The sequence below is a fragment of the Methylobrevis pamukkalensis genome (genome assembly GCF_001720135.1).
Taxonomy (GTDB): Bacteria; Pseudomonadota; Alphaproteobacteria; order Rhizobiales; family Pleomorphomonadaceae; genus Methylobrevis; species Methylobrevis pamukkalensis.
The window spans coordinates 18,316-32,073 of record NZ_MCRJ01000039.1; the positions used below are offsets into that span (position 1 = coordinate 18,316).

The following is a 13,758-nucleotide window of genomic DNA, read 5'->3' on the forward strand; positions in this document are numbered from 1 at the left end:
TCGCAGTGATGCGGCGGGTCTTTCTCGTTTCGGTCCGCCTTCGCGTCGGAATGGCGGCGGTCCGTCTTTACGTTCCCGCAGCCAGCGCTACATGCTGCCTCCATGACGACACCTGCCAGACACCTCGCCCGGCCTCTCCTCGCCGCACTGCTGGCGATCGCCTTCGCCGGCCCGGCTGCGGCCGCCGCGTCCGACGCCGCAATCGACACCGCGACCGGCCGTCCGCTCGATGCGGACGCCCTTGACCGGCGTCTCCTTGAGGCCGACGTGGTCATCCTCGGCGAGATCCACGACAGCGCCGACCATCACCACCGCCAGGCTGCGGTGATCGCGATGCTGGCCCGGGAGGGTCGCCGTCCGCCGGTGGTGTTCGAGATGCTCACCCGCGCCCAGCAGCCGGCGATCGACGCCTTCCGCGCCGCCTCGAGGCCCGCGCAGGACTTCGCCGAGGCCGTCTCCTGGACCGACAACTGGAATGACTGGCCGCTCTACGCGCCGGTGATCGCCGCGGCCCTTGCCGCCGGCGGACCGATCCTTGGCGGCGACCTGCCCCGCGAGGCGCGCCGCCGCGTTGGCCGCGAGGGCACCGCCGGCCTTCCGGCCGCGGAGCGCGCCCGCTACGGCCTCGACGACGATCTGCCCGCCGCCTATCTGGCGGATCTGTCCGGCGTGCTGCTAGCGTCCCACTGCGGGATGATTCCGGAGGAGGCGATCGGGGCGATGGTCGATGTGCAGCGCCTGCGCGACGGGGCGATGGCCGACGCGGCGCGGGCCGCCCTCGGCGAGGATCCGACCGCCCGGCCGGTCGTGGTGATCGCCGGCGCCGCCCATGCCCGCCGCGACTGGGGGCTTCCTCCGGTGCTGGAGCGTCTCGCGCCGGAGCTGGATGTGGTCTCGCTCGCCTATGTCGCCAACCGGAGCGACATCCAGCGCGACGCCCTCGGCAAGCCGCTCCACGACATCGAGGTGCCGACCCTCGCCGACAGCCCGGTTGGCGATCCCTGCGAGGGCATGCGCAAGCCGAGCTGACCCGCCCCCTCCGCGAGCTCTACTCGGTCGGCTCCAGCGGAACGGTGGCCGCATCCGCGGCGTCGAAGTCGGCGGCGATGCGCATCTCGCGCAGCGGGCGGACCCGGTCGATCGAGCGCTGGTAGAGCGGATGCGCCTTGTAGGCCTCGAGCGCGGCCGCATCCGCGAACTCGCCATAGACCACGAGGTCGACGTCGCCCGACAGGCTGTCGGCCCGGCTGTTGACCGCGATCTCGAGGCGGTCGGCGTGGGGAATGGCGGTGAGGATCGACAGGCCGCGGCGGATGCGCTCGACGTCGCCGGCGTCTCTTGCCGAGAAGAACACGATGTGACGGATCATGGCAGGCAGGGGTTCCGGATCGTTCTGGACCTTGAGAAGATGCCGCCGCTTATAGCGTCTTTTGCGGCGGGAGCGACACCGATGACCCTCGACGGCTACAATGCCTTCTGCGCAGGCCTGCCCGCCACCAGCCATGTGGTGCAGTGGGGCGGCGCGCATGTCTGGAAGGTCGGCAGCAAGGTGTTCGCCATCGGCGGCTTTGCGGACGGGACGGAGCCGCGCATCACCTTCAAGACCTCGGACCTCTCCTATGAACTGCTGAAGACGCAGCCCGGCCTGCGGCCGGCGCCCTATCTCGCCTCGCGCGGCATGAAATGGATCCAGCATTTCGAGAAACCCGGCCTGGCCGACGACGACCTTCGCGCCTACCTCGCCCACTCGCACAGACTGGTCGCCGCCGGCCTCACCCGCAAGGCCCGGCGCGAGTTCGGCCTCGATCCGGTGCCGCCGGCTGACGGCAGCGCGGCGTGACGCTCGTGTCGCAGGGAGGCCGGCAGGAGCGATCGCGTCCGGCCACAGACGCGGCGGCGCGGGTCCGTGGCTCGCCAGTCCACCAGCCGAATTCCGGACACCTTTCCTCTGCAAATGCGGCGTCGGCAGAGCGCCGTCAGCGGGGCTGGGGGGGGCGGCGCCACCGATGCTGCACACGCCAGTCCTTCTGTCTGCATGCTTCATGCATGCATCTACGCAACGAGAGTGCGTCCGAAGGCATTCGGTGTCGGGGGGAAGGCCGATCAGACGGCGTCCGCACGGCAGGCCGGCGAACGGTTCTTGTGTCCGGCAAGGCCGTGAAGGCCGTTGGACGAGCGGCACGCTCCGGCACAGTTCCCGCCGCGACAGCCGCGACCTCGGCCGGCCACGGTCAGCCGGTCGCGATCCGGGTGATCGCCCGCAAGGGGAACCGCTCAGGCTGTCTGGCGGATCGGCAGCGAGAGCGTGATGTTCGAGGCGCCGTCGTCGCCGCGTGCGACGGCCAGCCGGCCGCCCTGGCGATCCAGCATCGCCTCGACCAGCATCAGCGCCGAGACGTGATCATCGAGCACGAAGGAGGTCAGGCTCAGTTCGCCGTCGGCCGCGGCCTTGTCGTCGTCGAGACGCAGCACCTCGCCCGGCTCCGTCAGGCAGACCTTGAGGTCGCCGTTCTCGATCCGGATGCGGAGCTTCAGCGCCGACCGGCCGCCGCCGTGGCGGATCGCCCCGACCAGGAGCAGTCGCAGCGCGCACTTGAAGCCGTCCGGGTCGCAGTCGACCATCACCGGAATGCTCGGGTGCACATAGTCGAGCCGCACCCCATGCTTCTCGGCTTCGGCACGCACCACCCGCACCGTGTCGGCCACCAGCGCCGCGACATCGACCCGGGCCAGCGACCGCTCGCCGAGCAGGGCGCTCTGGCGCAGCCGCGCGACGCGGCCGTAGAGATCCTGCCGGATCTCGCTGGCCGCCTGCACGATGTCGTCGACGAACATCGCGGCCTCGCCGGCATCGTCGACCATGCCGCGCGACAGGACGGCGGCGGTGTGGATCCGGTCGATCCGTCCCGACAGCGTCGTCAGCCAGTCGAGCACGCCGCGCGCGGTGGCCACCTCGCGGTCACCGCTGGCAAGCAGGCGGAAGCGCAGATCCTGGCGACGCTGGCTGTCGTGGAGAACGCTGCGCAGGGTGGAGCCCAGCAGTTCCGGCGCGAGCAGGTCCTTGCTGATGAAGGCGGACGCGCCGGCGCGGAAGCCGATCTCCTGGATGTCGCTGTGATCGAGCTGCGAGAAGACGATGATCGGCGGCGCATCCTCGCGCGCGCCCACTTCGCGGACGAAGGACACGGAGCTTTCGGCGCCGAGCCAGTAGTCGGCGAGGAACAGGTCGAAACTGTCCTGGCGCACGGCGCGCAGCGCCTCCTCGACCGTCTGCACATGCACCACGTCGAAATGGAAGCCCGGCACCTTGCGAGGTAATACTGGACGGTCCGCGCATCGACAACGTCGTCATCGAGCAGGAGCACACGCACACGGCGCTCGAGCGGCGTGGCCGCGTCGTGCCGCCCGCTGCTGCCCGCCTTGCCACGCATCTCACCGGAGCCGTGGCCCGGATCGACGAAAGCCATTGTATTCTCCCGGGTTCGTTCGCGTTCTGGCGCGGCACCTTGTTCCCGATGCCTTGAATCGACGCGGAGTCTGATTCTCGATCGTCGGCCATCATGGTTAACAAAAGGTTAACGACGGAGCCGGCTGTTCAGGATCTGGAAAGGATTGCCGCGGACCGGGGGGCGCGAGCGGGCGCGGGCCGGCCCGGGGAGCCACCTGGACCCGGTGGCTTCAGGGCGCGGGACAGGCGCCGACCACCGTCCGGCGCAGGGCATCATACACCGAAAGGCCGGGCAGACGCGCGGCGATCGTTCGCCGAAAGCCGGGGTCCTGCAGGCAACGGCCGGCCTCGGCCCGGCCGAGCAGGCGCAGCAGGGCCACCACCTCCTCCGGGCGGATCGGGATCCGCCGGCAAACCCGGTCGGAATCGGCATAGACGCTGAGGAAGAGCTCGCTTGCCGGCGACGGGGCAGGCCGTTCGGCCCACACGTGGAGACATCCGGCCGCCTCGAAGGCCGCCGCCGCGTCGTCGTCATCGACGCGCTCCAGCGGCAGCAGCAGCACGTCGGCGCTGAGCCGGTCGGCCGCGTCGGCGATCGGGCCGATGTGGCGGGCGGCATCGTCGGCCGGAAGCCAGAGCAGAAGGTCGATCAGGCCGCGCCGGAGCTTGTTGCCGAGCCCGGGACGGGCCACCAGCGGATTGTCCGGGATCACCAGCCCCCGCACAACCGCCCCCGCCCCGTCTTTGGCCCCGTCTCCGATCCCGTCTCGGGCTCCGGATGGCATCGGCGCTCCGGCGCCGGCAGCCTCCGCACGTCCGCCAGCCGGCGACAGCAGCAGGACCGCGACAAGGGCCGCACCGACGACGACTCGCGGGGCGATCATGGGCTCAGGGTTCCTCCATGCGCAGCATGCGGCCGAGCGCCTCGCAGTCGTCGGTGCCGGCCGGCCGGGACGCACCGGGAACGTTGCGCACGGCCTTCTTCGCGCCGCCGTAGATCCGGTAGTAGCCGATGATCAGGCGCATGCGCATGGCATCGAACCGCAGGCTCGGATAGAGCTCGACCTCGTCGAGGAGGGCATCCATGGTCGGCATCGTGCCGTTCGCTGCATAGTTCTGGATCGCCTTCATCATGTAGGTCTGAATCGCGGCGCTCTGGTCCGCATTCTCCTGTTCGAGCGAGAAGCGGCGGCTGTCGCCGGCATCGATCTCGTCGCGAATGATCCGCGCATAGCGCACGCGGAAATCCATCTCGGAGTTGGTGCCGGGATTGAACTCCCGGTGCAGCCGCTCCAGCAGCGCCTGGTAGCGGTCCATCGCCGCCGGATCGGACTTCATCTGCTGCAGGACGGCATAGTCGATCAGCATCTCGTCGTCGGGAGGCACCTTGATCGGGCAACTGCCGCGCGGATGATAGGCGTTGTCGTATCCGAACAGGTTGGAGGCGAAGGTCGCCGCCATGTCGGGGTTGAGGTCGGGGAAGCGGAACCGCACCATTTCGTAGGCGATCTGCAGGGTCAGCAGCACGTTGGGCTTGGCAAGGTGCATCGCCTCGTGCCGCAGCAGCAGGCCGAGTTCGTCGTCGCTGAACAGGTCCAGATAGGGCCTTGGCAGCAGCAGCCGCCCGTCGAAGGTGACCTGCGGCGACGGAAGGTCCGGTCCCTCGGGATCGTAGACCACCACCCGGTGCGACATCCGGTCGTTGCGCTCCAGCAGCCGCTGGTCGAAGGCGGTGAAGAACACGGCCGTCGCCTCGATGCCAAGGGTGCCGAGCAGGATGCGGCCGATCTCTTCCGCCTTGCCGCTGCCCGGCGGCATCAGCGGCGCAAGCATCGGATGAAGCGCCAGGTCGGCGGCGTCGATATAGCCGCCGTCATCCGGCAGCATCGCCAGCATCATTGCCGCCGCCTGCCCGGCCTGCGCGAATTCCGCCGGCAGACCGGCCGACATCGCCTGGATGCCGGCGACGAGCCGGCCGCGGTGCACGCGGACGCGGCGCAGCGTGTAGCGCCCTTCGCGCGCGGCATCGAACTCCAGCCGCAGCAGCGCGCCCGCCGACACCATCCGGGCGAGCATGTTCATGAATCCCTGCCCCTCGGACGGCAGGGCGCTGCGTTCGCGCGCAATCCGCTGGGGCGTGAGGCGCAGGGTGTGTTTCCAGGCGTAGTCGACCGCATCGCCCACGGCGACCAGCCAGCGCTCCTGCAGGGCAAGATCGGCCTCCGGCGGCAGGGCCACTTCCCGCACGTCGAGCCGTTCCACCAGACGGGCCGTCTCCTCCGCAAAGCGCCGCTCGAGATCGTCGACGGGCATCAGGTCCATGACCGAGCGGACCGGGAAACAGTATTCGGCCATGAAGAAGGCGCGGCAGGTCTCCGCCGCCGCCGGCCCCGGGCTTGCCGCCAGCGCCAGGAGCGCCAGCGCGATCGGGCCAAGTACGGCCCGAGGCGCACGGCGGTTGTCCCGCCGGCACACGGCGGCGGGCGCCTTCAGGATCGACCGATGTCCTCGACGAGCCACAGCCCCGCATCCTTCCCGTCCTGCCGCCAGCATCCTGACGGCGATCGCCAGCGATCATACCCGTCATGGTTTGTATCATGAAGATATGCGTACCATTGCGCGAGACGGTAGCCGCCGTCACACGTCGGATCGGCGGCAAGACCGGCGAGGGTGCGCGCGCCCAGCGGATCGACGACCGCGAGGAACGCGGCAGTGAACCGGTCCGGGCCGAGCCGCGCCGCAAGGCTCTCGATCTCGGCCGCCGTGGCGATCCGCCATCCGTCGCCGTCCACGCTGCGCACCCGGGCCAGCAGCGCGCCGACCGGATCGCGCGGCGCGCGCGTCGTCCACGTCCCGAGGCTGCCGTGGCGCCAGGGATCGCGCAGGAAGCGCCGGCCCCCGTCGGGATCGGTCACCACGTCGGCGGAGGTGAGGTCCGGGCGCAGCGGCAACTCCGGGGCGTCGGCGTCCTCGGCCGGAAGGGTGGCCTCCTGCGCAAGGACCGTCGCCAGATCGACCTCCTCCGGCCACGCCGGCATCAGGTGGACCAAGATCGGCTTCCCGGCGGTTCCCGCAGCGTCCTGAAAGGTCACCGTCAGGCGGTCCGGCCCGGGGCCGGCAAAGGAGACCAGCAGGGGCTGCGCATCGTCTACGGCACGGGCGCAATCCAGTCCGGCCTGCCCCAGCCGCCATTCGGCCCGGAAAGACGCCATCCCCGCCGGGCAGGTCGGACGGAGCCGGTACCAGCGGGCGACGAAGGCGCTGCCGGCCGGGGACAGCAGGGGGCGGTACCGCGCGGGCAGCGGATTGCCGGCGCCATCCGTGGCGGCGACGAAGGCCACCTTGCGGCCGCGCAGCGTCTGCGACAGGTCGGCCGCCCCGGCAATGCCCGGCGGGGTGGCCGTGAAACGACCGGACGCATCGCAGGCCACGGTGACGGCGGCGGGTGTGGCGGCCTCGGCGGCCGCAGGCTGCGCCGTCACCGTGACATCGCCGGCGATCGGCAGGCAGTCGCCGGCGATCGTCCCGGCCGCGGGCGGAGGGGGATCGGGCAGGCGCGCGGCCCGGTCCGGCGATGGCATCACGGCCAGCACCAGCCAGGCGGACACGGCGGTGACCAGCAGCAGGAATGGTGTACCGCGCCGCCAGCCGAAGCGGGGAGCGCGAGGCGCATCGGGCGCTCCCGCGACAGGTGGAAGCGCCGGGTCGGAGGGTGTCGGGGCAGAGGGCGCCTGCGGGGCAGAAGACGCCGCCTCGGAGGAGGCCAGGGGCATGTTGCGCGCAGGTCGGGTTGGCAGGACGAGGGTGCCGTCGAACCGCAGGCGTCCGTCGGAGAGTGCCTGCCGGTAGGCCGCGATGAATGTCTGTCCGCTTCGGCCGTTCTCGCAGTCCTTCACATATTCCCCATCCAGGCCCCATGTCGGCCACACCTCGGCCCACCAGCGGCGCCAGTCCGCATCGGCAATCTTCGTCTGGCCGGGCGACAGCGGCGGAGCAAATCCGTAGAGGCGGGCGATCGCGCGGTTCGCCGCGTATCCGACCTTGTTCGGCTGCTCACCCCGGCGCCATCCGGACAGGCTCCCTTTGCTCACCGAGACGCCCGTCATCGCCAGGAGACAGTCGCGCAGCGTCGTTGCATTGACGGCCACGTCGACAATGTCGGCAAAGCGCGGGTCGATCTTCAGCAGCGCGTCGCGGTCAGGCCTGACCGCGTGCAGTCCGAGGAGGAAGTCGATCTTTGTTTCGAACTCGGGAACGTAGCTGGTCTGCGGAGCCATGGCGCCGGCAACCTCAAACAATGCGTGCATAATTTCATTCTGCAACCTTCAAGGAATTTGACAAGCCCCATTCAAAGTGAACTCAGATTAAACCTTTGAATTTCAACAGATTACTCAAGAGTTCAAGTTCCTTCCGCGGCCTTCTCGGCATCAGGCAGACGCCAATCCGGCGCCCCTGCCTTCAGCTGGAAGCGACCGACATGGCCAGACAAGACTGCACCACCTGCCCGCTCGCCGCCCCCTGCCGGGCGAAGGAGACAGGGTGCCCCGCCGGGCAGACCGGCCCGATCCTGCCTCCCTGCTCCCCCTGCCCGCCGTCCCCGTCCGGGCCCGTTGCGGGCAAGGCGCCGGCTGGTCCGCTCGACCCGGAGCGGGAAGGCAACGCCGAACTCAACCTCGTCTATGCCGACCGCGACCGGCTGCCGGCGCTGCTGCGGCCGGTGATGGACGCCCAGACCGCGCTCCCCCATCTGGCCCGGCCGATCCCCGGCTTCGATCCGGTCCGGGCGGCCCTGCGCGACCTCGGCCTTGCCGCCGGCTTCGGTCTCCTCGCCGCCGGCGGTGCGATGGTCGCCGCCAGCGGCGGGGCCGGGCTGCTCGCCCTGCCGCTGGCCGCCTACGGCGCGCTCGGGGTCACCGGGCGCCTGCGCCGGGCCAGCGTCGGCCATGTCCACGAGGCGACCCACGGCGTGATCGTGAAGGCGCTGAAGGCACGGGGCACCCCGGCGCAGGGGGCGCAGCGGATCTCCGACCGGATCATGGACCTGGCGAGCGCCCTGTCGCTGACCCGCAACGGCATCGACTACGGCCGCGACCACCGCCGGCACCACGACGAACGCTGGCTCGGCACCCTGGAGGATCCGGACGGCGCCGATCTCGCGGCCGACGGTTTCTGGCGCGGACGGTTTGCCACAAGGCGGGCCTTCTGGGGCAAGCTCGCCCTGACGCTGGTCGATCCGCGCTGGCACGCCCGCAAGATCGGCCAGCGTCTGGCCTCCAACCTTGCGACGGGTACGCCCGGCCGGCGCCTGCTCGGTCTGGCGGCGCTCGCCGGGGTCGCGGGCAGCGCGCTGCTGCTGCCCCTGCCGGCGTGGCTGGCCGCCGTCGGCCTGCCGTGGACGGTGCTGCTCAACGCCGCCAGCCTGATGCAGGTGCTGACCAAGCATCCCTACGGCTATGCGGCGGGCGCGGACACGCTGGCCGCCTATGTGGAGCGCACCCATGAGCGCATCCCGTGGCGGTCGATGCCGGCGGCGGGGCTGTCGCTTCGCGAGGCCCTGCGGCCTGGCTCGGCTGGGCGGCGGGCATGCTGCTGGTCGAGGTGCCGGCGCGGCTGGCGGTGCTCGACTCGTCGATGGTCGGCCATGGCTGGCATCACGCGGCCTGGCGACGGGCCAGCCGTTCAACGACTGGACCAACACCATGGCGCGGATGGTGGAGGCCCGGGCGGAAAACCGGATCGACCCCGCCGGCTGGTCGCGGGTCCACCTCGGCTTCCTCGGCGCCCTCTGCCGGCAGGCCGCCTTCATGAGCGGGACCGACGGCCCGCCGCGGCAGGCCGGCTCCGGGTGACCCGGGCAGGCGATGCCTGGCTGAAACGACAACGCCCGCCGGAGCTTCCTCCGGCGGGCGCATCTCGTCTGCGGAACCGTCTCCGCCTCAGCCGTGGGCGATCATCACGTGGCGGACGACGGTGTAGTCCTCGATCGCATATTGCGACATGTCCTTGCCGTAGCCCGACTGCTTGACGCCGCCGTGGGGCATCTCGTTGCAGAGCATGAAGTGGGTGTTGATCCAGGTGCAGCCGTAGCGCAGCGAGGCCGCGGCGGTCATCGCCCGGCCGACGTCCCGCGTCCACACCGAGGAGGCAAGGCCGTAGTCGCTGTCGTTGGCCCAGGCGACCGGATCGTCGTCGCTGCCGAAGGGCGTCACCGACACCACCGGCCCGAACACCTCGCGCCGCACGATCTCGTCGTCCTGACGCGCGCCCGCCACCACGGTCGGCACGTAGTAGAAGCCGGAGGTGTCGTGCATCCGGCCGCCGGTGGTCACCTCCACATGGCCGGTCTCCACCGCCCGCTGCACGAAGCTCGCCACCCGGTCGCGCTGGCGCGCCGAGATCAGCGGCCCGATCTCGTTCTCCGTGTCGTCGTCGCGGGCAAAGGCGATGGTCGAGACCGCCGACGAGAGGTCGGCGACCAGCTTCTCGTAGATGCCCTTCGCCGCATAGATGCGGCAGGCGGCGGTGCAGTCCTGGCCGGCATTGTAGAAGCCGAAGGTGCGGATGCCGGCGACCACGGCCTCCAGATCGGCGTCGTCGTAGACGATCACCGGCGCCTTGCCGCCGAGTTCCAGATGGGTGCGCTTGACGGTCTTTGCCGCGGCCAGCAGCACCTTCTTGCCGGTGGCGATGTCGCCGGTGATCGACACCATGCCGATGCCCGGATGGTTGATCAGCGCGTTGCCGACGCTCTCGCCGCGCCCGAGCACGACGTTGACCACGCCCTCGGGCAGGATGTCGGCAAGGAGCTTGGCCATCTTCAGCGCTGTCAGCGGCGTCTGCTCGGATGGCTTGAACACGATGGTGTTGCCGCCGGCCAGCGCCGGGGCCAGCTTCCACGCCATCATCATCAGCGGATAGTTCCACGGCGCGATCGAGCCGACGACGCCGACCGGATCGCGGCGGATCATCGAGGTGAAGCCGGGCAGATACTCGCCGGCCACCGTGCCCTGCATGTTGCGGATCGCGCCGGCAAAGAAGCGGTAGCAGTCGACGATCGCCGGCAGTTCGTCATTGCGCACCGCGTTGATCGGCTTGCCGCAGTTGAGCGCCTCCAGCGCGGCGAAGGCATCGGCATCGGCCTCGATCGCGTCGCGATCTTCAGCAGGTAGCCCGAACGCTCGGCCGGCGTCGTCCGCGACCAGGCGACGAACGCCTTGCCGGCGGCCGCCACCGCCGCGTCGATCTGCGCCGGCGAGGCCTCGGGCAGATCGAGGATCAGGTCGGCGGTGCGCGGGTTGAGGATCTTCTCCTCCTGCTCCTCGCCGGCCACCATCGCCGCGCCGATCAGCATGTCCGTGTCCATGGGAGTTCCCCTTTCTGTCATTTCCCCGCGCCGGCGGTCTCGACGCCCTCGCGGGTGAGATAATAGGCGGCCAGAATCGGCAGCAGCGTCACCAGCACGACCACCATCGCCACCACGTTGGTGACCGGGCGCTGGCGCGGCCGGATCAGTTCCTCCAGCATCCAGATCGGCAGGGTCTGCTGCTGGCCGGCGGTGAAGGTGGTGACGATCACCTCGTCGAAGGACAGCGCGAAGGCGAGCAGGCCGCCGGCGAGCAACGCCGTGCCGATCTGCGGCAGCACCACGTGGCGGAAGGTCTGGAAGCCGTCGGCGCCGAGATCCATCGACGCCTCGATCAGCGATCCGGAGGTGCGCCGGAAGCGGGCGACCACGTTGTTGTAGACCGTGACGATGCAGAAGGTGGCGTGACCGACGACGATGGTGAAGGTCGAAAACGGAATGTCCGCGGCGCCGTAGGCCGAGCGCAGGGCGATGCCGGTGACGATGCCCGGCAGCGCGATCGGCAGGATCACCAGCAGCGAGATCGTCTCGCGGCCGAAGAAGCGCGTGCGCGACACCGCCGCCGCCGTCAGCGTGCCGAGCACGAGGGCGATCGCCGTCGCCATCGCCGCGACCTTGATCGACAGGCCGAGCGCGGCCCACACGTCCGGCCGGTTCCAGGTGACGGCGAGCCACTTCAGCGTCAGCCCCGGCGGCGGCCACTGGTAGCTGCGCTCCTCGGTGGTGAAGGCGTAGACGAAGATCAGCAGCAGCGGCAGGTGCAGGAAGGCAAGGCCGGCGAAGGCGGCGATCTTCAGCAATCGCGGCGCGCGGGGGGCGTCAGAGCGCATCGAAGGCCCCCGTGCGCCGGGCGAGCGAGAGATAGACCATCATGATCACCACCGGCACCACCGAGAAGGCGGCGGCGAGCGGCAGGTTGCCGGCCGTGCCCTGCTGGGCATAGACGGCCTGGCCGATGAACAGGCGCGACGAGCCGACGATCTGCGGGATGATGTAGTCGCCGAGCGTCAGCGAGAAGGTGAAGATCGAGCCGGCCACGGCGCCCGGAAAGGCAAGCGGCAGGATCACGTGGCGGAAGGTGGCGCGCGGATCGGCGCCAAGATCGCCGGAGGCCTCGACGAGATTGCCGGGCACCCGCTCCAGCGCCGCCTGCATCGGCAGGATCATGAACGGCAGCCAGACATAGAGGAAGACGAGGAAGGTACCGAGGTAGCTGACCGACAGCGACGTGCCGCCGACCACCGGCAGCGCCAGCACCGCCTCGAGCAGGAAGCCCAGATGCGCCACGTCGAGCAGCCAGGTGAGGATGCCTTCCTTCGCGAGAATCAGCTTCCAGGCGTAGATCTTGACCAGATAGCTCGACCAGAGCGGCAGCATCACGCCGAGATAGAACAGCGCCTTCCACCGCCCCCGCGCATGGCGCGCCGCATACCAGGCGACCGGGAAGGCGACCACGGCGGAGGCGAGCGTCACGGCCGTTGCCATCGTCACGGTGCGGAGGATGATGTCGAAATTGGAGGGCCGGAGCAGTTCCAGATAGGACTTGAAGGTCAGCTCGTGGACGACGAGGCCCGAAAACTCGTCGACCGAGAAGAAGCTCTGCGCCAGCAGCGTCAGCAGCGAGCCGACATAGATGATGCCGAGCCAGATCAGCGGCGGGATCAGGAGGGCGGCGAGCAGCAGGCCCGGCCGGCGCCAGAAGGCATCCGAGAACCGGCCGGACAGACCGGCGGGCGCGGGCCCGAGGGCTGCCGCGGCGGTCATCGCGCGCCCTCGCCTGCAGGCGACACGCGGTCGTCGTCCAGCGGATGCAGGTCGGCGGCGGAAAAATGCAGCGTCACGGCGGCACCGGCCGCCGGCACCGGGGCGGAGGCCGGCACCAGTGCATGCAGGCGCTGGCCTTGCGCCTCGACCGCCAGCCGCCGCATGGCGCCGAGATAGTTTTCCGTGACCAGCGTGCCGGCGACCGCATGGGACGGTCCGGTAGCCGGGGCGGCGAAGGTCAGCGCCTCAGGGCGCAGGCTCGCCCAGCCGTTGCGGCCGAAGAGGCGGCAGAACGCCGGCGGCAGCACGTTGGACGAGCCGACGAAATCGGCCACGAACCGCGTGCGCGGCCGCGCATAGACCTCGGCGGGCGTTCCCACCTGGGCAATCCGGCCGTCGTTGAAGACGGCGACCCGGTCGGCCATCGACAGCGCCTCGCCCTGGTCGTGGGTGACGAAGACGAAGGTGATGCCGAGCGCCTTCTGCAGCAGCTTCAGCTCCTCCTGCATCTGTTCGCGGAGCTTCAGGTCCAGCGCGCCGAGCGGCTCGTCGAGCAGCAGCACCTTCGGCCGGTTGACCAGCGCCCGTGCAAGCGCCACCCGCTGGCGCTGGCCGCCGGACAGCTGCGCCGGCCGGCGCGCGCCATAGCCCGGCAGGGCGACGAGTTCGAGCGCCTCCCCGGCGGCGCGGTGGCGCTCGGCGCGGCCGATGCCCTTGACCATCAGCCCGTAGGCGACGTTGTCGAGGACGCTCATGTGCGGGAACAGCGCATAGTCCTGGAACACGGTGTTGACGTCGCGCCGGTAGGGCGGAACATCCCGGAGCGAGGCCCCGAACAGGAACACGTCGCCCGCGGTCGGCTGCTCGAAGCCGGCGATCAGCCGCAGGCAGGTGGTCTTGCCCGAGCCGGACGGCCCCAGCATCGCGAAGAACTCCCCCGGCGCGACGGCAAGATCGACGGCGTCCACGGCTTTCACCGGACCGAAGTGGCGCGAGACGGACCTGAGCTCGACGGCGTGCATGGGGGGGAATCCGGCGCTGTCCGTCATCTGCGGCCTCCCCTCTCCCTGTCCCTCCCCCTCCAGGGGGGAGGGGACGCAGGAGGCGAGGGCGAGCGACCAGGCAGATGCGCGTTTCGGCGAGACGTCTTGAGAGAAGCAAGATCGCCGCCTTCATCGTCCCC

Annotated in this window: 11 protein-coding genes and 1 pseudogene; 3 read left to right on the top strand and 9 right to left on the bottom strand. The window is 70.3% G+C overall.

The annotated features are described in order from the left end of the window. The first annotated feature begins 102 nt into the window (after window positions 1–102). Window positions 103–1,029 carry a ChaN family lipoprotein gene (locus A6302_RS08390; protein ID WP_069306655.1) on the top strand — a complete coding sequence of 309 codons (927 nt, stop codon included), beginning with the start codon at window positions 103–105 and terminating at the stop codon, window positions 1,027–1,029. A 19-nt stretch (window positions 1,030–1,048) separates the two neighbouring features. Here the strand turns inward: A6302_RS08390 and A6302_RS08395 are convergent, their stop codons facing one another. Beyond that, on the bottom strand, window positions 1,049–1,369 hold the full coding sequence (locus A6302_RS08395) for a Dabb family protein (protein WP_069306656.1): 321 nt from the start codon (window positions 1,367–1,369) through the stop codon (window positions 1,049–1,051). A gap of 81 nt (window positions 1,370–1,450) precedes the next feature. Between A6302_RS08395 and A6302_RS08400 the strand changes: the two genes are divergently transcribed. Continuing rightward, window positions 1,451–1,840, top strand: a complete 390-nt coding sequence (locus A6302_RS08400; RefSeq protein WP_069306657.1) for an MmcQ/YjbR family DNA-binding protein — start codon at window positions 1,451–1,453, stop codon at window positions 1,838–1,840. A gap of 434 nt (window positions 1,841–2,274) precedes the next feature. Here the strand turns inward: A6302_RS08400 and A6302_RS08405 are convergent, their stop codons facing one another. From A6302_RS08405 to A6302_RS08420, 4 genes are all read right to left on the bottom strand, one after another. Beyond that, a complete protein-coding gene (locus A6302_RS08405; protein WP_069306658.1) occupies window positions 2,275–3,306 on the bottom strand; it encodes a response regulator in 1,032 nt (343 codons plus the stop codon). Between the two features lie 372 nt (window positions 3,307–3,678). Further along, window positions 3,679–4,173, bottom strand: a complete 495-nt coding sequence (locus A6302_RS08410; protein WP_069306659.1) for a hypothetical protein — start codon at window positions 4,171–4,173, stop codon at window positions 3,679–3,681. Between the two features lie 163 nt (window positions 4,174–4,336). Then, the gene (locus A6302_RS08415) at window positions 4,337–5,968 is read right to left on the bottom strand and encodes a hypothetical protein (RefSeq protein WP_141703554.1); all 1,632 of its coding nucleotides are present in this window, start codon (window positions 5,966–5,968) and stop codon (window positions 4,337–4,339) included. Then, window positions 5,938–7,725: a hypothetical protein gene (locus tag A6302_RS08420; protein ID WP_141703556.1), complete on the bottom strand. Its 1,788-nt coding sequence runs from the start codon at window positions 7,723–7,725 to the stop codon at window positions 5,938–5,940. Before A6302_RS08420 ends, A6302_RS08415 begins: the two co-directional genes overlap by 31 nt. A 200-nt stretch (window positions 7,726–7,925) precedes the next feature. Here A6302_RS08420 and A6302_RS22095 point away from each other — a divergent pair, with 200 nt between their 5' ends. After that, window positions 7,926–9,473 carry a fatty acid desaturase gene (locus A6302_RS22095; RefSeq protein ID WP_141703558.1) on the top strand — a complete coding sequence of 516 codons (1,548 nt, stop codon included), beginning with the start codon at window positions 7,926–7,928 and terminating at the stop codon, window positions 9,471–9,473. Here the strand turns inward: A6302_RS22095 and A6302_RS08430 are convergent. The 4 genes and pseudogenes from A6302_RS08430 to A6302_RS08445 all read right to left on the bottom strand — a co-directional run bounded on the left by A6302_RS08430 (window position 9,385) and on the right by A6302_RS08445 (window position 13,597). Beyond that, window positions 9,385–10,811: pseudogene (locus tag A6302_RS08430) on the bottom strand (gamma-aminobutyraldehyde dehydrogenase). The gene A6302_RS22095 and the pseudogene A6302_RS08430 overlap by 89 nt on opposite strands. A gap of 17 nt (window positions 10,812–10,828) precedes the next feature. Further along, a complete protein-coding gene (locus tag A6302_RS08435; protein WP_069306663.1) occupies window positions 10,829–11,641 on the bottom strand; it encodes an ABC transporter permease in 813 nt (270 codons plus the stop codon). Next, window positions 11,631–12,575, bottom strand: a complete 945-nt coding sequence (locus A6302_RS08440) for an ABC transporter permease (protein ID WP_069306664.1) — start codon at window positions 12,573–12,575, stop codon at window positions 11,631–11,633. The genes A6302_RS08435 and A6302_RS08440 overlap by 11 nt, the downstream gene beginning before the upstream one ends. Continuing rightward, window positions 12,572–13,597, bottom strand: coding sequence for an ABC transporter ATP-binding protein (locus A6302_RS08445; protein ID WP_069306665.1), 1,026 nt, complete (start codon window positions 13,595–13,597; stop codon window positions 12,572–12,574). Before A6302_RS08445 ends, A6302_RS08440 begins: the two co-directional genes overlap by 4 nt. Window positions 13,598–13,758: the final 161 nt, after the last annotated feature.

Bases quoted from the DNA above. Each gene is read 5' to 3' on its own strand.
- A6302_RS22095 (WP_141703558.1), top strand. From the start codon at position 7,926: ATGGCCAGACAAGACTGCACCACCTGCCCGCTCGCCGCCCCCTGCCGG.
- A6302_RS08435 (WP_069306663.1), bottom strand. From the start codon at position 11,641: ATGCGCTCTGACGCCCCCCGCGCGCCGCGATTGCTGAAGATCGCCGCC.
- A6302_RS08390 (WP_069306655.1), top strand. From the start codon at position 103: ATGACGACACCTGCCAGACACCTCGCCCGGCCTCTCCTCGCCGCACTG.
- A6302_RS08445 (WP_069306665.1), bottom strand. From the start codon at position 13,597: ATGCACGCCGTCGAGCTCAGGTCCGTCTCGCGCCACTTCGGTCCGGTG.
- A6302_RS08420 (WP_141703556.1), bottom strand. From the start codon at position 7,725: ATGGCTCCGCAGACCAGCTACGTTCCCGAGTTCGAAACAAAGATCGAC.
- A6302_RS08395 (WP_069306656.1), bottom strand. From the start codon at position 1,369: ATGATCCGTCACATCGTGTTCTTCTCGGCAAGAGACGCCGGCGACGTC.
- A6302_RS08440 (WP_069306664.1), bottom strand. From the start codon at position 12,575: ATGACCGCCGCGGCAGCCCTCGGGCCCGCGCCCGCCGGTCTGTCCGGC.
- A6302_RS08400 (WP_069306657.1), top strand. From the start codon at position 1,451: ATGACCCTCGACGGCTACAATGCCTTCTGCGCAGGCCTGCCCGCCACC.